The organism is Pantoea phytostimulans (assembly GCF_046118715.1).
In the GTDB taxonomy this organism is placed as follows: domain Bacteria; phylum Pseudomonadota; class Gammaproteobacteria; order Enterobacterales; family Enterobacteriaceae; genus Pantoea; species Pantoea phytostimulans.
Map to the genome: position 1 here is coordinate 3847955 of NZ_CP173698.1, position 24350 is coordinate 3872304.

Below are 24350 nucleotides of genomic sequence, written 5' to 3' on the forward strand. Positions count from 1 at the left end.
CCGGTGTGAGCAGGAATTATCATCGTTAAATCAATATCATGGCTGGCAACAATTCGTCACTAAGATGGACAAAACAGGTGTGGAGAGAGAAGTGTGACTGAGATCAGAAGTTTGAAAGAAAACCCGCCGAGGTTTAACAAACGTCGGCGGGCAGCAGATTAAGCTTTCTGCGTGTGCTTTTTAATCATGTAACCAATGCCCAAAATCACCAACCAGACGGGGATCAGCCAGACAGAAATGGCCATGCCCGGCGTGATAGCCATGAGCACCAAAATACCGGCCAGAAACACCAGGCAAATCCAGTTACCGATTGGGTAGAACAGCGCTTTGAAGCGCGTTGTCACGCCTTGCTGATCTTTCTTCCTGCGGAATTTCAGGTGAGCAAGGCTGATCATCGCCCAGTTGATCACCAGCGCGGAAACCACCAGCGACATCAGCAGACCGAACGCTTCGCCTGGCATCAGGTAGTTGATCAACACACACAGCGCGGTAGCAACGGCTGAAACCAGAATTGTCATAACCGGCACGCCGCGGCGATCAACTTTAAGCAGTGCTTTTGGCGCATTGCCTTGTTGCGCCAGACCAAACAGCATACGGCTGTTGCAGTAAACACAGCTGTTATAAACCGATAACGCCGCTGTCAGGATCACCACGTTTAGGGCGTTAGCCACCATGGCATCACCTAATTCGTGGAAGATAAAGACGAACGGACTGGTTTCAGCGGTGACGCGTGTCCACGGCATCAGTGACAGCAATACGGTCAGAGAACCGATATAGAAGATCAGGATGCGCCACAGCACTTGGTTAGTCGCTTTCGGAATACTGGTTTCTGGATTGTCAGCTTCTGCCGCCGTGATCCCAACCAGTTCCAGGCCACCAAACGAGAACATGATAATGGCCATCACCATCACCAAGCCGCCAAAACCGTTCGGGAAGAATCCGCCTTGTTCCCACAGGTTTCTTACCGTGGCTTGCGGGCCGCCGTGACCGCTGAACAGCAGCCAGCCGCCAAACAGGATCATACCAATAACGGCAACCACTTTAATAATGGCGAACCAGAATTCCATCTCACCAAACACTTTTACATTGGTCAGGTTGATGGCGTTGATCATCACGAAGAAGATGGCTGCCGAAGCCCAGGTGGGGAAGTCTGGCCACCAGAACTGAATGTATTTGCCTACCGCAGTGAGTTCCGCCATGGCCACTAAGACATACAGAACCCAATAGTTCCAGCCCGAAGCGAAACCTGCAAAGTTGCCCCAGTATTTATAGGCAAAGTGGCTAAAGCTACCAGCAACCGGCTCTTCAACCACCATTTCGCCCAACTGACGCATGATGAGAAAAGCGATAAAGCCAGCGATGGCATAACCCAGAATAACGGCCGGTCCGGCAGATTTTATGACCGATGCACTGCCCAGAAATAGACCGGTCCCCACCGCACCACCCAGCGCGATCAGCTGAATATGGCGGTTCTTAAGACCGCGCTGCAGCGCTTCGCCGTGCTGTTGTTCCATACAAACCTCGTGATGTTGAATTCTTCGCTCGCAGCGCAAGTTCGCTGTAATGAAGTGGTTACATTAACGTATTGATTTTTTTACAGTATCAGGCGCGGGATATGCTGCTCACTGCTACCATGGCGACAAGAATAGTGATAAGCGCATCGCTTTGCACCTGCTTTCGCTTTTCGTGCGGGGAGTTGGCCTAAAATCCGCCGTTTCTTGCATAAAAAATGCAGCAGAATTTCTGCCACGAAATAACACTAAACACGAATAAGTTTGCCTTATGGTAAGTCGTGTCTTAATTCACTAACCGCGTGTAAGGTTTGGTAAAAGTGAAAATATTTAACATTTGGCGTGACACTAATTTTTCATTTTTTTAACGGTAACTTAGCGTCAGGCCATGGCAGCACTGGATTGATATGTGACGGAAGCCATATAGACACAAGGTGAATACTTTGTTACTTTACGGCCACCATTTTGCAATTGGTATTACCAATTTACTCCGGACGATTGGCATAATAAGAAGGGAAGATGGCTTACAGTAAGATTCGCCAACCCAAGCTCTCCGACGCAATCGAGCAACAGCTCGAATCGTTGATTATGGAAGGGACGCTTCGTCCGGGAGAGAAGCTGCTCCCAGAGCGCGAACTCGCCAAACAATTCGATGTCTCACGTCCGTCACTCCGCGAGGCAATCCAGCGCTTAGAAGCCAAAGGATTGTTGCTACGCCGTCAAGGCGGCGGAACGTTCGTACAAGAACATCTCTGGCAAAGCATGAGCGATCCGCTCGTTGAGCTTCTCGCCGACCATCCGGAATCACAGTTTGACCTGCTGGAAACGCGTCACGCGCTTGAAGGTATCGCCGCCTATTACGCGGCATTGCGTGGTACAGAAGATGATGTGCAGCGTATTCGTGACTGCCATGTTCAGATTCAGCAGGCGCAAGATAGCGGCGATTTAGACGCCGAAGCGGACGCAGTAATGCAGTATCAAATTGCTGTCACAGAAGCGGCCCATAACGTTGTGCTATTGCATTTGCTACGCTCGATGGGGCCGATGCTGGAGAAAAACGTCCGCCAGAATTTCGAATTACTCTACTCGCGCCGAGAAATGCTGGCGAAAGTGAGTGGTCACCGCGCCAGTATATTTGAGGCGATTGTGGCTCGTGAGCCAGAACAAGCACGCGAAGCTTCACATCGTCACCTGGCGTTCATAGAGGAAATCTTGCTGGACAGAAGTCGGGAGCAGAGCCGTCGAGAACGCTCCCTACGTCGTTTACAGCAACGTAAGGAATAACGTGCGACACAGATCGTGCGGACATGTGCGACGAGCCTGTCTCCCTTAAGCTTTACAGGCTCCCGATTATTCAACGTATTAGACACAGATAAGGAACACACCCATGTCAGAACGTTTACACAATGACGTGGATCCGATCGAAACTCGTGACTGGCTACAGGCGATCGAATCGGTCATCCGTGAAGAAGGTGTAGAACGTGCGCAGTATCTGATTGATCAGGTACTGGGTGCAGCCCGCAAAGGCGGCGTGAAAGTTGCTGCAGGTTCCTCTGCAATCAGCAACTACATCAACTCTATTGCCGTTGAAGATGAACCGGATTATCCGGGGAATACCTCTCTTGAACGTCGTATCCGTTCCGCAATCCGCTGGAACGCTGTCATGTCGGTGCTGCGTGCATCGAAGAAAGATCTGGAGCTGGGCGGCCACCTCTCTTCCTTCCAGTCTTCTGCAACCATTTATGAAGTGTGCTTTAACCACTTCTTCCGCGCGCGCAGTGACAAAGATGGCGGCGATCTGGTTTATTTCCAGGGTCACATTTCTCCAGGCATCTATGCGCGTGCGTTCCTCGAAGGTCGTCTGACCGAAGAGCAAATGAATAACTTCCGTCAGGAAGTGGATGGCAAAGGTTTGTCATCATATCCGCACCCGAAACTGATGCCAGAATTCTGGCAGTTCCCGACCGTTTCCATGGGCCTTGGTCCATTGACGGCAATTTATCAGGCTAAATTCCTGAAATATCTGGAACACCGTGGCCTGAAAGATACCTCAGCACAAACCGTTTACGCCTTCCTGGGTGATGGTGAGATGGATGAGCCAGAATCCAAAGGTGCGATCACTATCGCCACCCGTGAAAAACTGGATAACCTGGTCTTCATCATCAACTGTAACCTGCAGCGTCTGGATGGTCCGGTCACTGGTAACGGCAAGATCATCAATGAGCTGGAAGGCATCTTCGCTGGCGCAGGCTGGGAAGTGATCAAAGTGATCTGGGGCGGTCGTTGGGATGAGTTGCTGCGTAAAGATACCAGCGGCAAACTGATCCAACTGATGAACGAAACCGTTGATGGCGATTATCAGACCTTCAAATCACGTGACGGCGCTTACGTGCGTGAGCATTTCTTTGGTAAATATCCGGAAACAGCTGAGCTGGTTAAAGATCTGTCCGATGATGAAATCTGGGCATTGAACCGTGGCGGCCACGATCCGAAGAAAGTCTATGCAGCACTGAAAAAAGCGCAAGACACCAAAGGCAAACCGGTTCTGATTCTGGCGCACACCATCAAAGGTTATGGTATGGGCGACACCGCGGAAGGCAAGAACATTGCTCACCAGGTGAAGAAAATGAACATGGACGGCGTTCGCTATATCCGCGATCGCTTCAACGTGCCTGTTGCCGATGAAAAAATTGAAGAGCTGCCTTACGTCACCTTCGAAGAAGGTTCTGAAGAGCACACCTATCTGCACGCTCAGCGCGAGAAGTTAGGCGGTTATCTGCCTTCACGTCAGCCACAGTTTACTGAAAAACTGGAAATGCCTGCGTTGGAAGAGTTCGGTGCGCTGCTGGAAGAGCAGAACAAAGAGATCTCTACCACCATCGCCTTCGTGCGTGCCCTGAACGTGATGCTGAAGAACAAGTCGATCAAAGATCGTCTGGTTCCTATCCTTGCTGACGAAGCGCGTACCTTTGGTATGGAAGGTCTGTTCCGTCAGATTGGTATTTACAGCCCGAACGGTCAGCAATATACCCCGCAGGACCGTGAGCAGGTTGCTTACTATAAAGAAGACGAGAAAGGTCAAATTCTGCAGGAAGGGATCAACGAGCTGGGTGCAGGTTCATCCTGGCTGGCGGCGGCGACCTCTTACAGCACCAACAACTTGCCAATGATTCCGTTCTACATCTATTACTCGATGTTCGGTTTCCAACGTATTGGTGATTTGATGTGGCTGGCGGGCGACCAACAGGCGCGCGGCTTCCTGGTCGGCGGTACTTCCGGTCGTACCACGCTGAACGGCGAAGGTCTGCAGCATGAAGATGGTCACAGCCATATTCAGTCGCTGACTATCCCGAACTGTATTTCTTACGATCCGTCTTATGCCTACGAAGTGGCTGTCATCATGCAAGATGGCCTGAAACGTATGTATGGCGAAGCGCAGGAAAATATTTATTACTACATCACCACGCTGAACGAAAACTACCGCATGCCAGCGATGCCGCAAGGCGTTGAAGAAGGTATCCGTAAAGGTATCTACAAGCTGGAAACCGTGGAAGGCAGCAAAGGTAAAGTCCAGCTGTTGGGTTCAGGTTCAATCCTGCGTCATGTGCGTGAAGCTGCGCAGATCCTGGCGAAAGATTACGGCATCGGTTCTGACGTATTCAGCGTCACCTCGTTCACCGAACTGGCGCGTGATGGCCAGGATTGTGAGCGCTGGAACATGCTGCATCCGACCGAAGAAGCACGCGTTCCTTACATCGCTCAGGTAATGAGTGATGCGCCAGCGGTGGCGTCAACCGACTACATGAAACTGTTTGCCGAGCAGGTTCGCAGCTATGTCCCTGCTAGCGATTATCGCGTGTTGGGTACCGACGGCTTTGGTCGTTCGGATAGCCGTGAAAATCTGCGTCATCACTTCGAAGTTGATGCTTCTTATGTGGTGGTTGCGGCACTGGGCGAGCTGGCTAAACGTGGCGAAATCGATAAGAAAGTGGTAGCGGAAGCGATTACCAAGTTCAATATCGATGCCGATAAAGTTAACCCGCGTCTGGCTTAAGAGGTAAAAGAGTAATGGCTATCGAAATTAAGGTACCGGACATCGGGTCTGATGAAGTTGAAGTCACCGAAATTCTGGTCAAAGTTGGCGACAAGGTGGAAGCCGAGCAGTCGCTGATCACCGTGGAAGGCGACAAAGCTTCGATGGAAGTGCCTTCACCGCAGGCCGGCGTGGTTAAAGAGATTAAAATTTCTACCGGCGATAAAGTCGAAACGGGCTCTTTGATCATGATGTTTGACGCAGAAGGTGCAGCAGAAGCTGCGCCAGCGCCAGCGGAAGAGAAAAAATCAGAGGCGGCGCCAGCGCCAGCCGCTGCTACTGCTACCTCGAGCAAAGACGTCAACGTCCCGGATATCGGCGGCGATGAAGTCGAAGTCACAGAGATTTTGGTGAAAGTCGGTGACAAAGTGGAAGCTGAACAATCACTGATTGTGGTTGAAGGCGACAAAGCCTCGATGGAAGTGCCGGCTCCGTTCGCTGGCACCGTGAAAGAGATCAAAATCTCTACCGGTGACAAAGTGAATACCGGTTCTCACATTATGGTGTTTGAAGCAGAAGGCGCAGCACCTGCGGCCGAAGCGAAGCCAGAAGTGAAAGAAGCAGCAGCAACGGCTCCTGCCGCCGCTGCGGGCGCCAAAGACGTCAACGTGCCGGATATCGGCGGCGATGAAGTCGAAGTGACCGAAGTTCTGGTGAAAGTCGGCGACAAAGTCGAAGCTGAGCAATCACTGATTGTGGTTGAAGGCGATAAGGCTTCGATGGAAGTGCCTGCACCGTTCGCCGGCACCGTGAAAGCGCTGAAAGTGTCGACGGGCGATAAAGTCAGCACCGGTTCACTGATCATGGAGTTCGAAGTTGAAGGTGCAGCACCGGCTGCGGCTCCAGCTCCAGCAGCGAAGCAAGAGACTGCGGCACCTGCCAAAACTGACGCTAAACCCGCTGCGGCACCGGCGAAAGCCGAAGCCAAAGGCGAGTTTGCAGAGAATGATGCTTACGTACATGCCACGCCGGTTATCCGTCGTCTGGCCCGCGAGTTCGGTGTTAACCTGGCGAAAGTGAAAGGCACCGGCCGTAAAGGTCGCATCCTGAAAGAAGACGTACAGTCTTACGTGAAAGATGCGGTTAAACGTGCGGAAGCAGCACCGACTGCAGCCAGCGGTGGCGGTTTGCCGGGCATGTTGCCATGGCCGAAAGTCGACTTCAGCAAGTTTGGCGAAATCGAAGAAGTCGAACTGGGTCGTATTCAGAAAATTTCTGGTGCGAACCTGAGCCGTAACTGGGTGATGATCCCTCACGTTACGCATTTCGATAAAACAGATATCACCGAGCTGGAAGCCTTCCGTAAGCAGCAGAACGCTGAAGCTGAGAAACGTAAACTGGATGTGAAATTCACGCCAGTAGTGTTCATCATGAAAGCGGTTGCCGCTGCTCTTGAGCAGATGCCACGCTTCAACAGCTCGCTGTCCGAAGATGCGCAGAAGCTGACGTTGAAGAAATACATCAACATCGGTGTGGCAGTGGATACACCAAATGGCCTGGTTGTTCCGGTATTTAAAGACGTGAACAAGAAAGGCATCACCGAGCTGTCTCGTGAGTTGATGGCGATCTCGAAGAAAGCGCGCGATGGCAAGCTGACTGCGGGCGACATGCAGGGCGGATGCTTTACGATCTCCAGCCTTGGCGGTTTGGGTACGACTCACTTCGCGCCGATCGTTAACGCGCCAGAAGTGGCTATCCTTGGTGTCTCCAAGTCTGCCATGGAGCCGGTATGGAACGGTAAAGAGTTTGCGCCGCGTCTGATGATGCCAATCTCTCTTTCCTTCGATCACCGTGTCATTGACGGTGCTGATGGTGCACGTTTCATTACCATCGTTGGCAACCTGTTAGCAGATATTCGTCGTCTGGTGATGTAAGTACAAACAAGGCCGGCAAATGCCGGCCTTCTTGTAACATTCGTAGCACCGCGGTTGGCAGTTTGTTAACAATTCTGTAAACTCTTGCGGTGAAAGTCCCGGTGGAACAAGGGCATCATAAGAACGTCTGACCCGCCGGATATCAAATAAGAGGTCATGATGAGTACAGAGATTAAAACTCAAGTCGTGGTACTTGGGGCAGGTCCTGCAGGTTACTCTGCAGCCTTCCGTTGCGCTGATTTAGGTCTGGAAACCGTAATCGTTGAGCGTTACAGCACCCTCGGTGGTGTTTGTCTGAACGTAGGCTGTATCCCGTCAAAAGCGCTGCTGCACGTCGCCAAAGTGATCGACGAAGCCAAAGCTCTGGAAGAGCACGGTATCGTGTTTGGCCAGCCGCAAACTGACATCAACAAAATTCGTTCCTGGAAAGAGAAGGTTATCAACCAGTTGACTGGTGGCCTCGCGGGTATGGCGAAAGGCCGTAAAGTGAAAGTGGTTACTGGCCTCGGCAAATTCACGGGTGCCAACACGCTGGTGGTTGAAGGCGAAGGTGGATCAACCACCATTAACTTCGACAACGCCATTATCGCTGCGGGTTCACGTCCAATTGAACTGCCATTTATTCCTCATGAAGATCCCCGCGTATGGGATTCCACAGACGCGCTGGAGCTGAAAGAAGTGCCGAAACGTCTGCTGGTTATGGGCGGCGGTATTATCGGTCTGGAAATGGCGACCGTTTATAAAGCGCTGGGTTCAGAGATCGATGTGGTTGAAATGTTCGACCAGGTGATCCCGGCTGCCGATAAAGACGTAGTGAAAGTCTTTACCAAACGCATCAGCAAGAAATTCAACCTGATGCTGGAAACTAAAGTCACCGCTGTTGAAGCGAAAGATGACGGCATCTACGTTTCTATGGAAGGCAAAAAAGCTCCGGGCGAAGCGCAGCGTTATGATGCGGTGCTGGTTGCGATTGGTCGTGTGCCAAACGGTAAAGGACTTGATGCGGGTAAAGCGGGCGTGGAAGTGGACGATCGTGGCTTCATCCGCGTTGACAAGCAAATGCGTACCAATGTGCCGCACATCTACGCTATCGGCGATATCGTCGGTCAGCCAATGCTGGCGCACAAAGGCGTGCACGAAGGTCACGTTGCCGCTGAAGTGATTTCTGGTCTGAAGCACTACTTTGATCCAAAAGTGATTCCATCAATTGCTTACACCGAGCCAGAAGTTGCCTGGGTGGGTCTGACCGAGAAAGAAGCGAAAGAGAAAGGCATTAGCTATGAAACGTCCACTTTCCCGTGGGCTGCTTCAGGTCGTGCTATCGCTTCTGACTGTGCAGACGGCATGACCAAGCTGATTTTCGACAAAGAAACGCACCGTGTGATTGGTGGCGCCGTTGTCGGGACTAACGGCGGCGAGCTGCTGGGCGAAATCGGCCTGGCGATTGAGATGGGCTGCGATGCGGAAGATATCGCATTGACTATCCATGCTCACCCAACGCTGCATGAATCTGTTGGTCTGGCGGCAGAAATCTTTGAAGGCAGCATCACCGATCTGCCAAACGCGAAAGCGAAAAAGAAATAAGCCTCTAAGTCACTCATTAAACGGCTCCGAAAGGAGCCGTTTTTTATTCCGCATCCCTTTAAAAAGATTAAATAAAACAATAAGTAAAATATAATGTTTATTACGTATAAAGGGGCGTTTAAGCTAACATCTACATTATCAGAAATAGCGGCGCGAACGCCGCTATTAACGAAGTGCTTCCTGTTTTTTTTCGTAATTAAGTACAACCGAGTTTCAGTACTCATTACATTTAACCGTAACTCACGTAAGGCGTGACGACGCGCTAGCGTTACCCCTGGAAGCATTAGCCATTAATAATGAGTAATCCCTGTTTCGGTTTCATAATAACCTCTGTTTTTTATGCAAGCGAGAGGCTACCGTGACAGTATCCAAATGTTAGGGTAGTTCTCCCGTGGGCAATATTCGACGATATTGTCAGTGGGGTTTTCCCTCTTCCAGCTAAGGCTGATGCCTGAAGCAGAAAGCCTCAAGCGCCCACCGGCAGCCTACTCACATCTTATTTAATTTCATTTATTCTTCCCTTGCCTGTGTTTTTTTATTGAATTTAATTAAGTTAGTAAATGAGCTTGTAATACGATTCGTAAAATTAACTAAATAAGCGTTGTTTTTTTCTGACTTGATTTATTTTTTAATGAGTCAAGGGTTGTTTGGCTTTGCGTAATGAAGGGTATATTGATTTTTCTTTTAATGTCATCAAAGCAAGCCGTGGTTCAGTATGGCTCGCTTTTTATCGCTCAATTTCTTAATTTTAATGATTTATTTAAATGCAATTATTGATTGGCTCAATCCTTATTCTCTCGCAACCAGTTAATGAAATGTCTTAGCGGCGTCGATAAATAACGACGGCTGGGATAATAGAGCCAGAACCCTTCTGCATAGCCAGTATATTCCGCGAGTACCTCCACTAACGTCCCTTCATCCAGGCTTTGTTCCACGGTAGCCTGGTGCAAAAAGGCGATCCCTGCACCTGCCAGCGCCGCCTGCAAAATACGTTCGTTATTATCCAGGACCAGCGTGCCGCTGACAGAGACTTCCTGTTTCCGTCCCTCCGTCCAAAACTCCCAACGATAACGACGGCCGCTGGGAAAGCGGCGCTCAATACAGGGAAATTTCAGTAGGGCATCTGGCGTTTGCGGTGCGCCGTAGCGCGCAATATAAGCAGGGCTTGCCACCGCCAGCGCGCGCATTGGCGGGCCGAAAGGCAGGGCAATCATGTCCTGCGCCAGTACATCGCCGTAGCGAATACCCGCGTCATATCCAGCATCAATGATATCTACCAGCGCATCGTTGCTGTCGATCTCAAGCGTAATCTCAGGATAGCGCTGCACAAACGGCAAAATCAGCGAGTCGAAGAACAAAGCTTCTGCCGAGCGCGGCATATTGAGCTTTAGGGTTCCACGCGGATCGCTGCGCCAGTCATTGAGTTCATCCACCGCTTGGGACAAGTCGAGTAAAGCGGGTTGAATGCGCTGGAGAAAACGTTCGCCCGCTTCGGTCAGCGCCACATTACGTGTAGTGCGATTTAACAGCCGCACGTCCAGGCGCTGCTCAAAATTGCGCATGGCGTGACTGAGTGCAGAAGGCGTGACATTTCGCTCCTCTGCAGCCTTACGAAAGCTGCGGTGCTGAGCGATAGCAGCGAACATTTCAAGTTCCTGAAGCGTGGCGCGATGATGGGTCATTGCTGAGTTTTACTCACTAAATCGGCAAGATAAGCACAATTGTTGCCGTGATTGTTGAGGGATATAACATTAACACTGAACACAACGAGGAGAGAACCATGCAACAACGTCAATTGGGCAATCAGGGATTACGCGTATCAGCATTGGGTTTAGGCTGCATGGGGATGACGTTCGCCTATGGCCAAAATGATGCGCAGCAGGCACTAAACACGCTTAATCGTGCATTCGATCTGGGCGTGGATTTTCTCGATACCGCTGAAGTGTACGGGCCTTTTACCAATGAGGAACTGATCGCGAAAGCGATTAAAGGTCGGCATGGTCAGGTAAAAATCGCCACAAAGTTTGGTTTCCGCATTAATGAAGAGGGCGAGGGCTGGCAGCGCGTCACGGGCGTAAACAGCGATCCGGCACATATCCGCCGCGCAGTAGAAGGATCGTTACAGCGTTTAGGGGTGGAAACCATTGAGCTGCTTTATCAGCATCGCCTCGATCCCAACGTGCCGATTGAAGAGGTGGTAGGTGTGATGGCGGCGTTAGTGAAGGAGGGCAAAGTTCGCTATCTCGGGCTGTCAGAAATCTCTGCAGCGACCTTGCATCGTGCGCATGCGGTACATCCCATCTCAGCGGTACAAAGTGAATATTCGTTATGGACGCGCGACCCGGAGCAGGGAATTTTAGCGGCCTGTCGTCAGTTAAACATCGGATTCGTGCCTTACAGCCCACTCGGACGCGGTTTCCTGACGGGCAAGCTAAGTCACACATTCGCGGAAGATGATTTCCGTCGCGGTTTACCGCGTTTTCAGCAACAGGCGCAGGAGCATAACCAAAAGTTAGTTAATCAACTCACTAAAATGGCACAAGGTTATGATATTACTGCGGCACAAATGGCATTGGCGTGGGTATTAGCAAAAGGTGAAGATATTGTACCGATTCCTGGCGCCAGTAAAATTCATCATCTGGAAGATAACTGTGCGGCAGTCAATGTCAGGCTACAGGCGGCAGATGTAGCTCAACTCGATGCGCTCTTTGCCGCGCAGAACGTTCAGGGTGAACGCTATTCCCGCGCAGAAATGGGCCTGGTTGATAACCCATAATCTGCCCCTCATTAGTTAAAAAGCAGGTGCGTAATGCCCTGCTTTTTTTCGTCTCAACGGCGTTTTCTAGCTAAATCTGCTACAGAAGTTAACAATGTTGCTTTTTTGTAAACAGATTAACAATCAGGCGAAATCCTGCTATGCTGCCCCACGCGGAACCGGGCACCTTACCCTACTCACGGAATGCTTTGTCATCGGGGTGCACCGGAAACCCATACAATGAGAGCGAGGAGAAAGTCGTGCTAGAAGAATACCGTAAGCACGTTGCCGAGCGTGCAGCCCAGGGAATCGTAGCTAAGCCTTTAGATGCTTCCCAGATGGCCGCGCTGGTTGAACTGCTGAAAAGCCCGCCTGCGGGTGAAGATGAATTTTTGATCGATCTTTTGGTCAACCGTGTTCCACCCGGCGTCGATGAAGCGGCGTATGTAAAAGCGGGATTCCTGGCGGCCATCGCCAAGGGCGAAGCAACCTCTCCTCTGGTATCCCCTGAAAAAGCGGTTGAACTGCTCGGCACCATGCAAGGCGGTTACAACATTCATCCGCTGATTGAAGCTCTTGATGATGCCAAACTGGCACCTATCTCTGCGAAGGCGCTTTCTCGCACGCTGCTGATGTTTGACAGCTTCTACGATGTAGAAGAGAAAGCCAAAGCGGGCAATGAATATGCCAAACAGGTGATGCAATCCTGGGCAGACGCCGAGTGGTATCTGTCTCGTCCAGAGTTAGCAGAAAAAATCACTGTTACAGTTTTCAAAGTAACCGGTGAAACCAACACGGATGACCTCTCTCCAGCGCCGGATGCGTGGTCACGTCCAGACATCCCATTGCATGCTTTAGCGATGCTGAAAAATGCCCGTGAAGGCATTGAGCCAGATGAAGCAGGCAGTGTCGGCCCGATCAAACAGATCGAAGCGCTGCAAGCCAAAGGCTTCCCGCTGGCGTACGTCGGTGATGTTGTCGGTACCGGTTCATCACGTAAATCTGCCACCAACTCGGTGCTGTGGTTTATGGGTGACGACATCCCGAACGTGCCAAACAAGAAAGGCGGCGGCGTGGTATTGGGCAGCAAAATTGCGCCAATCTTCTTTAACACCATGGAAGATGCCGGTGCACTGCCGATCGAAGTCGACGTTAGCGACCTGAACATGGGTGATGTTATTGACATCTATCCGTTCAAAGGCGAAGTCCGCAACCATGAAACCGGCGATCTGCTCGCTAACTTTGAGCTGAAAACCGAAGTTCTGATTGACGAAGTGCGCGCCGGTGGCCGTATTCCGCTGATCATCGGTCGCGGCTTGACCAGCAAAGCGCGTGAGTCACTGGGCTTGCCAATCAGCAATGTCTTCCGCCAGGCGAAAGATGTGGCAGAAAGCAGCCGCGGTTACTCGCTGGCACAGAAGATGGTGGGTCGTGCATGCGGCACCGTCGGCATTCGCCCAGGCGCCTATTGCGAACCAAAAATGACTTCCGTCGGTTCTCAGGACACTACCGGTCCAATGACCCGTGATGAACTGAAAGATTTGGCGTGTCTTGGCTTCTCCACCGATCTGGTGATGCAGTCGTTCTGTCACACTGCGGCATATCCAAAGCCGGTTGACGTGAACACGCACCATACGCTGCCAGACTTCATCATGAACCGTGGCGGTGTGTCACTGCGTCCAGGCGACGGCGTGATTCACTCATGGCTGAACCGCATGCTGCTGCCAGATACGGTCGGCACCGGCGGTGATTCTCACACCCGTTTCCCAATCGGTATCTCTTTCCCGGCGGGTTCTGGTCTGGTGGCATTTGCTGCTGCGACGGGCGTAATGCCGCTCGACATGCCGGAATCGGTGCTGGTGCGCTTCAAAGGTAAGATGGAGCCGGGCATCACGTTGCGCGATCTGGTGCATGCAATTCCGCTTTACGCCATCAAGCAAGGTTTGCTGACCGTTGAGAAGAAAGGGAAGAAAAACATCTTCTCTGGCCGCATCCTGGAAATTGAAGGCTTGCCAGATCTGAAAGTTGAGCAGGCATTCGAACTGACCGATGCGTCAGCAGAACGTTCTGCCGCAGGCTGTACCATCAAGCTGGATCAGGCTCCGATCAAAGAGTACCTCAGCTCCAATATCGTGCTGCTGAAATGGATGATTGCTGAAGGTTATGGCGATCGTCGTACGCTTGAGCGCCGTGTTGAAGGCATGCAGAAATGGTTAGACGATCCTCAGCTGCTTGAAGCCGATGCGGATGCGGAATATGCCGCCGTTATCGATATCGATCTGGCTGAGATCAAAGAGCCGATCCTGTGCGCACCGAACGATCCAGACGATGCTCGCTGGTTGTCTGACGTACAGGGCGAGAAGATCGATGAAGTCTTCATCGGTTCATGCATGACCAACATCGGTCACTTCCGCGCTGCCGGTAAACTGCTCGACAGTCACAAAGGCCAGTTGCCAACGCGTCTTTGGGTGGCTCCGCCAACCAAAATGGATGCCGCGCAGCTGACAGAAGAGGGCTATTACAGCGTCTTCGGTAAGAGCGGTGCACGTATCGAGATTCCAGGCTGTTCACTGTGTATGGGTAACCAGGCACGTGTAGCAGACGGCGCAACCGTGGTATCGACTTCAACCCGTAACTTCCCGAACCGTTTGGGAACCGGCGCGAATGTCTTCCTGGCGTCAGCGGAACTGGCTGCGGTCTCTTCTCTGTTAGGCAAGCTGCCTACGCCAGAAGAGTATCAGCAGTTCATGGCGCAGGTGGATAAGACTGCCACCGATACTTACCGCTACCTGAACTTCGATAAGCTGGATCAGTACACTGAGAAAGCCGACGGCGTGATTTTCCAGACCGCGGTTTAATCGTCAAGCGATAGCAACAAGGGGCGATGATTCGCCCCTTTTTCTTTTCTGTTTACGCCATCATTTCCCGTAAAAAATGCAGCGTAGTTTCCTGTTCCAGCGCAGACAAGCGAGAAAAAAGCCGCTCCCGATCGGTGAGTTCGCCACAGCAATCCAAAAATTTTGATCGCCGCTCCGCCTCACTAAAAGGTTCAGCTTGCGTTCCTTTGGCCTGATAACGTGAATGGATGATTTCTCGACCTTCTTTTAGCGTCAGCGTCAGTATATGCGGTAAATCGCGCTGTTCTGCTTCCTGCTCTGGCGTCCAGGCGTCCATTTTTACCCGCAATAACAAGGGGTTTTTTGCCTGATGCTTTACCGCCTCGGCAGTAAAATCGGCCACGCTTAATGCGCCTCGCTGCAACATCACCGCCACGCAATAGGGCATGGAAAAGCGTGCCTGCATCTCATCTTCTGGCTGTGTATAGGCGAGGTTACGCCAGTTCGCAATGCCCACCTGACAATGTATCTGTTCAATATCATCCAACTGAAACTGCTGCTGCTGTTGCAGGTCGGCAATGGCGTCGAGAATGCGATGAGTAGAACCGCAGCAGGGATGTTTCTTTGGCATTACGCCGATGCTTTCAATTACATGCGGATCGCTGCTTTCCGGCAGCGTTGGCACTTGCAGCATCCCATCGTAGAGTTCAGCAAACCCCATAGGGCATTCAATGATGTCCAGACGACCGCTGATACCGGTGCTTGCCAGCGTTGCGGCGTCAACGGCGTTACGTGCCGCCATCCCGGCATGGAAGGGTTTTAATGGCGTACCGAACTGGCCTTTTACACCGCTAGCGAGGCTAACGGCAATGCTCAGCGTACGCGCAATTGCCGCCGTATCATGACCCAACAGCGCCGCCACGCCCGCCGCGCTGCCAATGCAACCAACGGTTGAGGTGCCGTGCCAGCCTGCGGTGTAATGACCATATCCCACCGCATCGCCGATAAATGCCTGCGCCTGCAAGCCAATCAAATAGGCTTTGATCAGCGCCGATCCGCTGCACTTTTCGGCCAGTGCCACCGCGAGCAGCGCCGGCACTAAAACGGCAGAAGCGTGACTCATCCCCGGTGCGAAGTTGTCGTCAAAGTCGATTGCATGCGCTGCGGTCGCGTTAATCAGTGCATCGACTGCCACGCTGCGGGCATCGGCAGACCAGGCTTGTGCCACGGCGCGGGTAGAAAAATCGTCGCGCCCGGCAACCAGGCAGGCCAGCGTGTCGGTAATAGCCTCACGCGCCAGCTGCTGCGCGTGAGGCGAGAAGGCGGGTGGCTCGGCACACCAGCGCGCTAAAGTTTCGATCAACGTCATCAGTTATGCCTCGCTGGCAGCCAGAAACTGGCGCGTGTAAGATTCATTAGCGGCACCGCGCCGTAACGTATCGGCGCTCAACTCTTCCAGCAGCTTGCCGTGATGCATAATGCCGACGCGTTGACACAAATGCGTCACTACCGCCAAATCGTGCGTCACCATCAGATAGGTTAATTGCCGCTGTTTTCGCATCACGCTGAGCAGGTTCAAAATTTCAGCCTGCACCGAGACATCCAGCGCCGAGGTCGGCTCATCCAGCAATAACACCGAAGGCTCAAGAATCAGCGCACGCGCAATCGCCACGCGCTGACGTTGCCCACCCGAAAGCTGATGGGGATAGCGATAACGAAACGCATCTGACAGGCCCACTGCATTCAACACATCGCTGATGCGGGCTTCATGACGATCCATCCGATGCAGCTTCAAGGGTTCTCGCAGGCTGTTCCACACCATTTTGCGCGGATGCAGCGAGGCATAAGGATCCTGAAATACCATCTGAACCTGACGATAAAATGCCTTATCGCGCAGCGGCTGCTGCTCACGGTTATTGAACAGGATATGACCTTGGTAATCGTGATTAAGGCCGGCGAGGGCACGCAAAATGGTGGATTTCCCACAACCCGATTCGCCGATCAAACCATAACAATCGCCATGCGCCAGCGTGATGCTGACGTCATCGACTACCTGACGATATTGCGCGCCTTTACCGAATGCGATGCTGAGATTAACCGTTTCGATACTGCGTTCAGTGCCTGGAATCGGGGTCATAGGGCAACTCCATCACGGAAACGGGGGCCATGTAACCAGGCAGGATCACGCCTGGGCACGCGAAGCAATTCAACGGGATGATGCAGTCGCGGCTGGCTGGCCAGCAATGCCTGCGTGTAAGGATGCTGGGCGTGTTCCAGCCGATCAGCGCGAATTTCTTCAACAATGCGTCCGGCGTACATCACCAGCACGCGATCGCAGAAACGTGAAACCAGATTGAGATCGTGGGTAATGAACAACAAACCGGTCTGACGTCGTGACAGCTGCTCATCCAAAATATGCAGCACCTGCTGACGCACGGTAACGTCCAGCGCCGAGGTCGGTTCATCGGCAATAATCAAATCGGGTTCGGGGATCAGCATCATAGCAATCATCACGCGCTGTCCCATGCCGCCCGAAATTTCATGCGGGTAAAGCTGTGCGACTTTCTCCACTTCACGGATATGCACTGAAGCCAGCATTTCACGCGTCCGTGTCTGCGCTTCCTTTCGGCTCACGCGGCTGTGAATGCGCCAGGCTTCCGCCACCTGATCGCCAATGCGCATCAGCGGGTTCAGAGAAAAACGCGGATCCTGCAAAATCATCGAAATGCGATTGCCACGAACCGTGCGCATTTTTCGCTCGCTGCTGTTGAGCAAATCAATGTCACCAAACTGCATTTTCGTCGCGCTTACCTGAGCGATTTTCGGGGTGAGTTTCAGCAGTGCGCGGCAGGTTTGTGATTTGCCGGAACCGGATTCGCCGACGATCGCGACTTTTTCACGCCCGACTTGAAAACTGACGTCGCGTACCGCGTGATGATCTTCATGCGCGCCTTTGAAAACGATATTGAGATTCTCTACCTTCAGCAGTTGATTACTCATGGCGAATATCCATTACGTCGCGCAGGCCATCACCCAACAAATTGAAAGCCAGACTGGTGAAAAGGATGGCTAAACCGGGAATGGCGGCGATCCAACCATTGTTCAGCATGAACTCACGACCTGAAGCCAGCATCGCGCCCCATTCCGGGCTGGGGGCTTGTGCGCCCAAACCGAGAAAGCCCAGCCCGGCGGCAGTGAGAATGATCGCCGCCATATTGAGCGTGACGCGCACCACCACCGAAGGCAGGCACATTGGAATGATGTGACGTACGATGATGTGCCACGAAGACGCACCTTGTAGCCGCACCGCCGCAATGTAATCCATCTTGCGGATTGCCAGCGTCTCAGCGCGTGCCAGGCGAGCAATCGGCGGCCACGCGGAGAGAGAAATGGCGATGATGGCGTTTTCGATGCCGGGGCCGAGTGCAGCGACAAACGCCAGCGCCAGAATCAGGCTGGGAAAGGCGAGAAAGATATCAACTAATCGCATCAACACCGTATCGACCCAGCCGCCCAGATAACCTGCGGCGGTGCCAATCAGCAGGCCGAGCGGCGTGATGATCAGAGCGGTGAGTGCAGCGATATACAAGGTAATGCGTGCACCGTAGAGCAGGCGGCTAAAGATATCGCGTCCCAGCTCATCGGTGCCCAACCAGTGTTGGGCATTGGGCGCTTGCAGGCGAAACGCCAGGTTCTGCGCGAAGATATCCTGCGTGGCCAGCCACGGCGCAAACAGCGCTGCCGCGATAATCACCAGCAATACCAGCAAACCAAACAGCGCGGAGTGGTTGGCGCAAAAACGGCGCCACTGGATCCAGCCGAGCTGAACCTGCGCCTGCAACGGAGAGTGTGGAGCCGGATCGCTCAGCCAGGCACGCAGGCCGCTCTGAGGACGGACTCGCAGGGTTTTATGGGCAGAATCGGTCATTGATCCTCCTGACGGGTTCGCGGATCGAAGATGCGATACAGCAGATCGCAGAGAATATTCAGGCCAACAAAGATCGCACCAATCAGCAGCGTGCAGCCGACCACCGCGTTCATGTCTCCCGCCAGCAGTGCATTCGTCAGGTAGCGGCCAAAACCGGGCCAGGCAAACACCGTTTCGGTCAGCACTGCGCCCTCCAGCAGCCAGGCCCAGGATAGCGCCACCACAGTGAGCGTCGGCACGGCGATATTGCGGAAGGCGTGGATCCAGACACAGCGCGACCACGACAATCCCTTGACGCGTGCGGTGATGATGTACTCCTGCGACAGCTGCTCAATCATAAAGCTGCGCGTCATACGGCTGATGTAGGCCAGCGCGCTCAGGCCAAGAATCGAGGCGGGCAAAATGATGTGGCCGAACACATTTTTGAATACCGCCCAGTTGCCGCTTAATGCGCTGTCGATCAGCCAGAATCCGGTCACCGGTTGCAGGTCAAACTCATAGAGAAAATCGATGCGTCCGGGCCCGCCGATCCAGCCCAAAGTGGCATAAAACAGCAGTAATCCCATTAAACCGAGCCAGAAATGAGGTGTGGAATAGCTTAATAAGCCAACGAAACGGATGAGATGATCGAACCACGAATTACGGTACATTGCGGCATAAACCCCCGCCGGAATGCCGAGTCCAACACCCAGGATCGCCGCCACGGTAGCCAGCTCCAACGTGGCCGGAAACACGCGGGCAATGTCTTCAGCCACGGGATGGCTGGTGGTCAACGCGGTACCAAAGTTGAAATGCAGCAGCTGCCAGACGTAATCGATAAATTGCTGCCACAGCGGTTGATCCAGCCCCAACTGATGAAACATCTTGTCGTAGGCTTCCTGACTGGCGTTATCACCAATCACTGCGACGACCGGATCGATCGGCAGCAGTCGGCCAATAAAAAAGGTTAATGCGGCCAGTCCCAGCAGGGTAAAAGCGATTGAAATTAGCCCCCGAAACAGGCGCCTGCAAAGGCGCCATAAGGGAGAGGGCGAGGTATTGATCGATGTGGGTGTGATCACCTGAGACATCTGTTACCTCCGTTACTTGCTTGCGTCACCGTACCAGACGCGGAAACCGTTCCAGGTCCAGTTCTTCACCACCGGACTGATCCCGGCGCTGTTGTACATCTGGAACATGATCGCCATCGGGCCTTTCTCCATCTGCTCACGTTGCAGATCGGCATACATCGCGCTGCGCTTGATGTCATCCGGTTCCAGCAAGGCGGCATTGACCTTTTGGTTCATCGTCGGGTCGTAGTAGGCAGCACGCCAGCTAGGATATTGCGTCGCGCGGGCTTCTTTGCGGTTGTCAGGATTGAACACTAAGCGCGAGGCGTTGCCGTAGGCATCGGGCACAGATGTTTGCCATGCCATCATCGCGCTCTGGAATTCGCGGCCCCGCGCCCGGCTAAACAGTTGGGCGTTCGCCATGCGTTCAAGGGTTAACTTGACGCCGATCCTCGCGGCATTCTGCTGCACACTTTGCGCAATTGGCGCGGAGTGCGGCAGAGTGCCGAAGATCACCGACGCGCTGAAACCATTGGGATAACCGGCTTCGGTTAGCAGTTGTTTGGCTTTGTCGAGATCGAGTTTAAACGGTTGGCCCGCCTGTTCATCCAGCGCACCAAAGGCGCCAAGCTGCACGAAGCTGGCGTGAGGGACGCCAAGGTAGGGCATGACGCTTTTCGCCAGGCCGTCGTAATCGATCAGATAACGCATCGCCAGACGCACTTTTTCATTCTTGAAAATGGGATCTTCATTGTTGAAGGTCCAGAAAAAAAGCTGCGGTTTAAGGGCTTTTTCCACTTTGACCTGACCGCCTTCATCCAGCGTTTTAAGATCGTCAGCGGAGAGATCGCGAGCAATATCCACATCGCCTTTGGTTAATAACAGCCGCTGCGTGCCGGTTTCTGCAACGTGACGAATCAACACGCGTTTTAGTGCCGGCGCTTTGCCCCAATAATGGGGTGAAGCCTGAAGCACCACGCCTTCGCCCGCATTCCAGCGCATCATCTGATACGGCCCAACACAGGCGGTATGCGTAGAGAGATATTTATGCCCGAGATCGCCGTCCACCGCTTGCTGTTCGACCCATTTGCGATTGAGCAGCGAAGAGACGTTGTTGGCGGCAATCGCCTGAAGGAGAAGATTGGTGGGATAGGCTTTATCGAAGGCCATCACCAGCGTGTTGTCGTCAGGCGCGGTAATCAGGCTATCAACGTTTTCTTTGGTGAAACCGTACTCTTTAATCGCTGCGGCGTTGCCGTATCCGAGTTTCACCACGCGCTGCATTGACCAGGCCAGATCGCCTGCGGTGGCGGACGATCCATCGGCGAATTTCAGATTGTCCTGCAAGTGAAAGGTGATCGTTTTGCGATCGGCTGAAACATCCCAAGTTTTCGCCAGGTTTGGCACCAGCTCTTTCTCATCGCTCAGCTTAAAATCCACTAACGTGTCGCAGGTATTCGCGTAGATTTCACTGGTCACCACTTCGCCAATTTGGGCCGGATCCCAGGTGCTAATGGCGTCAATGTTCCACGCCATCACCAGTGAATCGGGCGGGGTAGCAGCCTGAAGCGGCGCGCAGCAGGCCCCAGCCAACGCTAACGCGGCGGTAATCTGTGTTGCTTTCATTATTCTCTCCAGAGGATTACAGGTTATCCGGGCGTGGCTGAATCGGTGGCTTAACGTCGGGTGGAATCGGGCAGTGATAAGGCTTTTCACTGATCTGTTCGAAATGGGCTTTTTTCACCTGAGCCAACAGCACTTTGTCTGTCAGCACATCAACTGCGGTCGCCGCCATGACTTTGGCTACATGCGTCAGGCCTTTGTGTGCGGCGGGCATTTTGCCTTGCGCAGTCAGTTGCCATGAATGGCCCGGCGTGCCAATGGCCATGGTCGGCACATGCGCCTGCACGGTCGGAATCACCCAACTGACGTCACCAACGTCGGTCGAGCCAATCATCACTTCACCCTGTGTATCGAGAGGAATGATGTAATCGCTGAGCGGCTTAGGATTAGCCGGTTTCACGCCGGTTTTGCGGTAGCAGCTGTCGATCTCTTCGGGCGACAAGGTCGCTTGAATGTCAGCCGCGAAAGCGAGATCGGCTTGGTCGAAAGCCACCGGCCCAAGCGCCTCAAGGTTGCGCTGCATCGCTTCTTCCAATGGACGGTTGCCCAACAGGTTGGACACCGCGCTCATGATGCTGATCTCCACTTTAGTGTCAGTCATCATCGCCGCACCTTGCGCCACGCGTTTGACGCGTTCGTTAAGATCAAACATGGCGTGAACATCGCGTGAGCGAATGGCATAGCGCACCGCAGCTTTCGCCTGCACCACATTGGGTGCGATACCACCAGAATCGAGCATGGCGTAGTGAATACGCGAATCCTGTGGCACGTGTTCACGCAGATACTGCACGCCAACGTTCATCAGTTCGACACCATCTAACGCGCTGCGGCCCAAATGCGGCGAGGCGGCGGCGTGAGAAGAACGGCCAGTGAAGAAAAAGTCCATGCGGGTATTCGCCAGTGACAGCGGTTTTGCCACTTCATGATGAGCGCTAGGGTGCCAGGTAATCGCTACATCAACGCCGTCAAATGCGCCAGCGCGCGCCATAAAGGATTTAGCTGCACCGCCTTCTTCCGCGGGACATCCGTAGTAGCGTACGCGGCCAGGGAGGCCGGTTTCTTCCAACCAGGCTTTCATCGCAGTAGCGGCCAGCATGGCGGCTGAACCCAATAAGTTGTGACCGCAGCCATGGCCGTTGCCGTTGCCTGGCAAGGGTGAATAGGACGCTACGCCTGCCGCCTGACTCAATCCGGGCAACGCATCATATTCACCCAAGAAAGCGATGATCGGCCCGCCATCGCCCGCTTCACCCATCACGGCAGTGGGAATATCCGCAACGTTTTCGGTCACACGGAATCCTTGCTGTTTTAGCATCGCGGTATGCTCAGCGACCGAGCGGTATTCGGTATAACAAATCTCTGGCATACCCCAGACCCGATCGCTGAGTGCACAAAAAGTTGCTTGGTGTTCTTCAACCCACTTCCAGACTAACGCTTTGTTTTCCATTGCAATCCCCAGATTGGTTGATCCGCACAGCGGCAGACGCTTTCACGTCTCTGTGTCGTCAGCATGGGCGAACAGGTTGGCAAAAGGCCAATGAGCAATTCACACAACCCATTCCAAAATTGCATAGTTTTCATTCACGCCGCAGTAGCGGGTTGAAGTTGCTGTACCCGATCCCACAGCAATTCCGCCTGCGGGTTCTGTAACACCGGTTGTCGATAGAGGCGGATCGCCAGCGACATATCCCAGCGGCTGTCGTCTGCGCGTACCAGCATGCCGCTGGCCAGTTCCTGATGAATCAGGCTGAGCGGCAGCCAGGCGACACCGCCACCTGCCAGCACCATCGCTTTCAAATTCACCGACATACCGTTTTCGTATACCGCTTCCAATGGCAAAGGACGTTCACTCAGCATTTGTGCCAGCGCATGGGCAAAAAAGGAGTGTTGTCCGTAGCTGATCCACGGAATCGGTCCGCCATGCGGATCAACCGGATAGAGCGGCTTGCCGCTGCTGTCGGGACGACAAACAGCAATGGCGCGCTCACGTCCCAGTTGCACCATCGGATAAGGCGCGAGCTGATGGATCAGCGACACGGCATCATGGGCATAAGTCAGGAGAAAATCGGTTTCACCGCTGTGAAGCGTGGCGATATGCTCAATAAAACTCGGTTTCGAATTGCACATACGAATGTAGCCCAGCTGTTGTTTCAAATTGAGCCGCTGAATCCAGTCAGGAAAAAAGGTCAGCGAAAGGGTATTCAGCATGGCAAAACGCAGCACCGCAGTACGTGAACGAAAGCGTTGATGTAAATCGTTACGCAGATGCGTCATGGAGAATACCGTTTCCCTGGCGGTAGCAAGAAAGATTTGCCCCTCTGGGGTTAAGGTCACCGGATAGGTTTTGCGATTAAACAGCGGCACGCCTAGCCACTCTTCTAATTGCCGTATCCGACGACTCAGGGCGGATTGAGTAATGTGACGCTCATCGGCAGCGCGGGTAAAACTGTTACTGCGGGCAACGCTGAGAAAATCTTCAAACCATTTCAATTCCATAGCAGGGACCTCTTTGGATGAATGGGAAAGCAACGTCTGCGGGATTACACACTTTGTTACACGCAAGAAACGCGCCAGACTTTCATCAAGGGAAAAACGCTGCAAAGGGCGCTGTGGCCTGCAATAATGCGCCATCTGTCACAATGTAGAGGGCAGGCTGCGCACAAAATGCACTCAGGGAGTGCAAGGTGAGCCGCGAGAGCAAGAGGATAACGCAATGGAATATGAGTTTTTACGAGATGTAACGGGCCAGATTAAAGTGCGCATGTCGATGGATCATGAAGCAGTTGGCCATTGGTTTAATGAAGAAGTGAAAAATGATCTCGGATTGCTGGATGAAGTGGAAGCGGCCATCGAAGAGGTAAAAGGCAGCGTGCGACAATGGCAGCGCGTCGGCAGCGAATACACCATTTTGCTGGATGAAGAAGAGGTGATGATCCGCGCTAATCTGCTGGCACTGGAAGATGACGGCATGGAAGAAGGCATGAACTATTACGATGAAGAGAGCCTGTCATTCTGTGGTGTAGAGGATTTTTTGTTGGTGATCGCCGCTTATCGCCAATTCCTTCAGCAATATGGCCATAAAGGTTGAGCCGCATT

General features: G+C 53.0%; 17 protein-coding genes. 7 read left to right on the forward strand and 10 right to left on the reverse strand.

Features of this window, described 5'->3' with window-relative positions; all coding sequences use genetic code 11:
- Window positions 1–158 precede the first annotated feature (158 nt).
- Window positions 159–1514: an aromatic amino acid transporter AroP gene (gene aroP / locus ACF2G4_RS17830; RefSeq protein WP_243078585.1), complete on the reverse strand. Its 1356-nt coding sequence runs from the start codon at window positions 1512–1514 to the stop codon at window positions 159–161.
- Between the two features lie 516 nt (window positions 1515–2030).
- On the opposite strand from aroP, the gene pdhR reads away from it, so the two are divergent.
- From pdhR to lpdA, 4 genes are all read left to right on the forward strand, one after another.
- Window positions 2031–2795, forward strand: a complete 765-nt coding sequence (pdhR, locus tag ACF2G4_RS17835) for a pyruvate dehydrogenase complex transcriptional repressor PdhR (protein ID WP_215847615.1) — start codon at window positions 2031–2033, stop codon at window positions 2793–2795.
- A gap of 103 nt (window positions 2796–2898) precedes the next feature.
- Window positions 2899–5565 (forward strand): pyruvate dehydrogenase (acetyl-transferring), homodimeric type, encoded by a 2667-nt coding sequence (gene aceE / locus ACF2G4_RS17840; protein WP_243078584.1) that lies wholly within the window; start codon window positions 2899–2901, stop codon window positions 5563–5565.
- A gap of 14 nt (window positions 5566–5579) precedes the next feature.
- Window positions 5580–7478, forward strand: a complete 1899-nt coding sequence (gene aceF, locus ACF2G4_RS17845; RefSeq protein ID WP_243078583.1) for a pyruvate dehydrogenase complex dihydrolipoyllysine-residue acetyltransferase — start codon at window positions 5580–5582, stop codon at window positions 7476–7478.
- Window positions 7479–7637: 159 nt separating this feature from the next.
- A complete protein-coding gene (lpdA, locus tag ACF2G4_RS17850; protein ID WP_332625749.1) occupies window positions 7638–9062 on the forward strand; it encodes a dihydrolipoyl dehydrogenase in 1425 nt (474 codons plus the stop codon).
- A gap of 782 nt (window positions 9063–9844) precedes the next feature.
- Here the strand turns inward: lpdA and ACF2G4_RS17855 are convergent.
- Window positions 9845–10744: a LysR family transcriptional regulator gene (locus ACF2G4_RS17855; RefSeq protein ID WP_243078582.1), complete on the reverse strand. Its 900-nt coding sequence runs from the start codon at window positions 10742–10744 to the stop codon at window positions 9845–9847.
- A 98-nt stretch (window positions 10745–10842) separates the two neighbouring features.
- Between ACF2G4_RS17855 and ACF2G4_RS17860 the strand changes: the two genes are divergently transcribed.
- Together ACF2G4_RS17860 and acnB are read left to right on the forward strand one after the other, a co-directional pair.
- Window positions 10843–11838: an aldo/keto reductase gene (locus tag ACF2G4_RS17860; RefSeq protein WP_243078581.1), complete on the forward strand. Its 996-nt coding sequence runs from the start codon at window positions 10843–10845 to the stop codon at window positions 11836–11838.
- Between the two features lie 239 nt (window positions 11839–12077).
- On the forward strand, window positions 12078–14675 hold the full coding sequence (gene acnB, locus ACF2G4_RS17865) for a bifunctional aconitate hydratase 2/2-methylisocitrate dehydratase (RefSeq protein ID WP_215847611.1): 2598 nt from the start codon (window positions 12078–12080) through the stop codon (window positions 14673–14675).
- A gap of 52 nt (window positions 14676–14727) precedes the next feature.
- Here acnB and ACF2G4_RS17870 read toward each other — a convergent pair whose 3' ends face one another.
- The 8 genes from ACF2G4_RS17870 to ACF2G4_RS17905 all read right to left on the reverse strand — a co-directional run bounded on the left by ACF2G4_RS17870 (window position 14728) and on the right by ACF2G4_RS17905 (window position 23750).
- Window positions 14728–16023 carry an MmgE/PrpD family protein gene (locus tag ACF2G4_RS17870; protein WP_409075240.1) on the reverse strand — a complete coding sequence of 432 codons (1296 nt, stop codon included), beginning with the start codon at window positions 16021–16023 and terminating at the stop codon, window positions 14728–14730.
- 3 nt (window positions 16024–16026) lie between these two features.
- Window positions 16027–16791: an ABC transporter ATP-binding protein gene (locus ACF2G4_RS17875; RefSeq protein ID WP_409075241.1), complete on the reverse strand. Its 765-nt coding sequence runs from the start codon at window positions 16789–16791 to the stop codon at window positions 16027–16029.
- Entirely contained in the window at window positions 16788–17654 is an 867-nt protein-coding gene (locus ACF2G4_RS17880; RefSeq protein ID WP_409075242.1) for an ABC transporter ATP-binding protein, read from the reverse strand. The genes ACF2G4_RS17875 and ACF2G4_RS17880 overlap by 4 nt, the downstream gene beginning before the upstream one ends.
- Window positions 17647–18582 carry an ABC transporter permease gene (locus tag ACF2G4_RS17885; protein WP_215847607.1) on the reverse strand — a complete coding sequence of 312 codons (936 nt, stop codon included), beginning with the start codon at window positions 18580–18582 and terminating at the stop codon, window positions 17647–17649. Before ACF2G4_RS17885 ends, ACF2G4_RS17880 begins: the two co-directional genes overlap by 8 nt.
- Complete coding sequence (locus tag ACF2G4_RS17890) at window positions 18579–19652, reverse strand: ABC transporter permease (protein ID WP_332625618.1); 1074 nt, start codon at window positions 19650–19652, stop codon at window positions 18579–18581. The genes ACF2G4_RS17885 and ACF2G4_RS17890 overlap by 4 nt, the downstream gene beginning before the upstream one ends.
- Before the next feature lie 12 nt (window positions 19653–19664).
- A complete protein-coding gene (locus ACF2G4_RS17895; protein ID WP_409075243.1) occupies window positions 19665–21257 on the reverse strand; it encodes an ABC transporter substrate-binding protein in 1593 nt (530 codons plus the stop codon).
- A 16-nt stretch (window positions 21258–21273) separates the two neighbouring features.
- The gene (locus ACF2G4_RS17900; RefSeq protein ID WP_243078577.1) at window positions 21274–22701 is read right to left on the reverse strand and encodes a M20 family metallopeptidase; all 1428 of its coding nucleotides are present in this window, start codon (window positions 22699–22701) and stop codon (window positions 21274–21276) included.
- Window positions 22702–22835: 134 nt separating this feature from the next.
- Window positions 22836–23750 (reverse strand): LysR family transcriptional regulator, encoded by a 915-nt coding sequence (locus ACF2G4_RS17905; protein WP_243078576.1) that lies wholly within the window; start codon window positions 23748–23750, stop codon window positions 22836–22838.
- 217 nt (window positions 23751–23967) lie between these two features.
- Between ACF2G4_RS17905 and yacL the strand changes: the two genes are divergently transcribed.
- Window positions 23968–24342: a protein YacL gene (gene yacL / locus ACF2G4_RS17910; protein ID WP_215847605.1), complete on the forward strand. Its 375-nt coding sequence runs from the start codon at window positions 23968–23970 to the stop codon at window positions 24340–24342.
- Window positions 24343–24350: the final 8 nt, after the last annotated feature.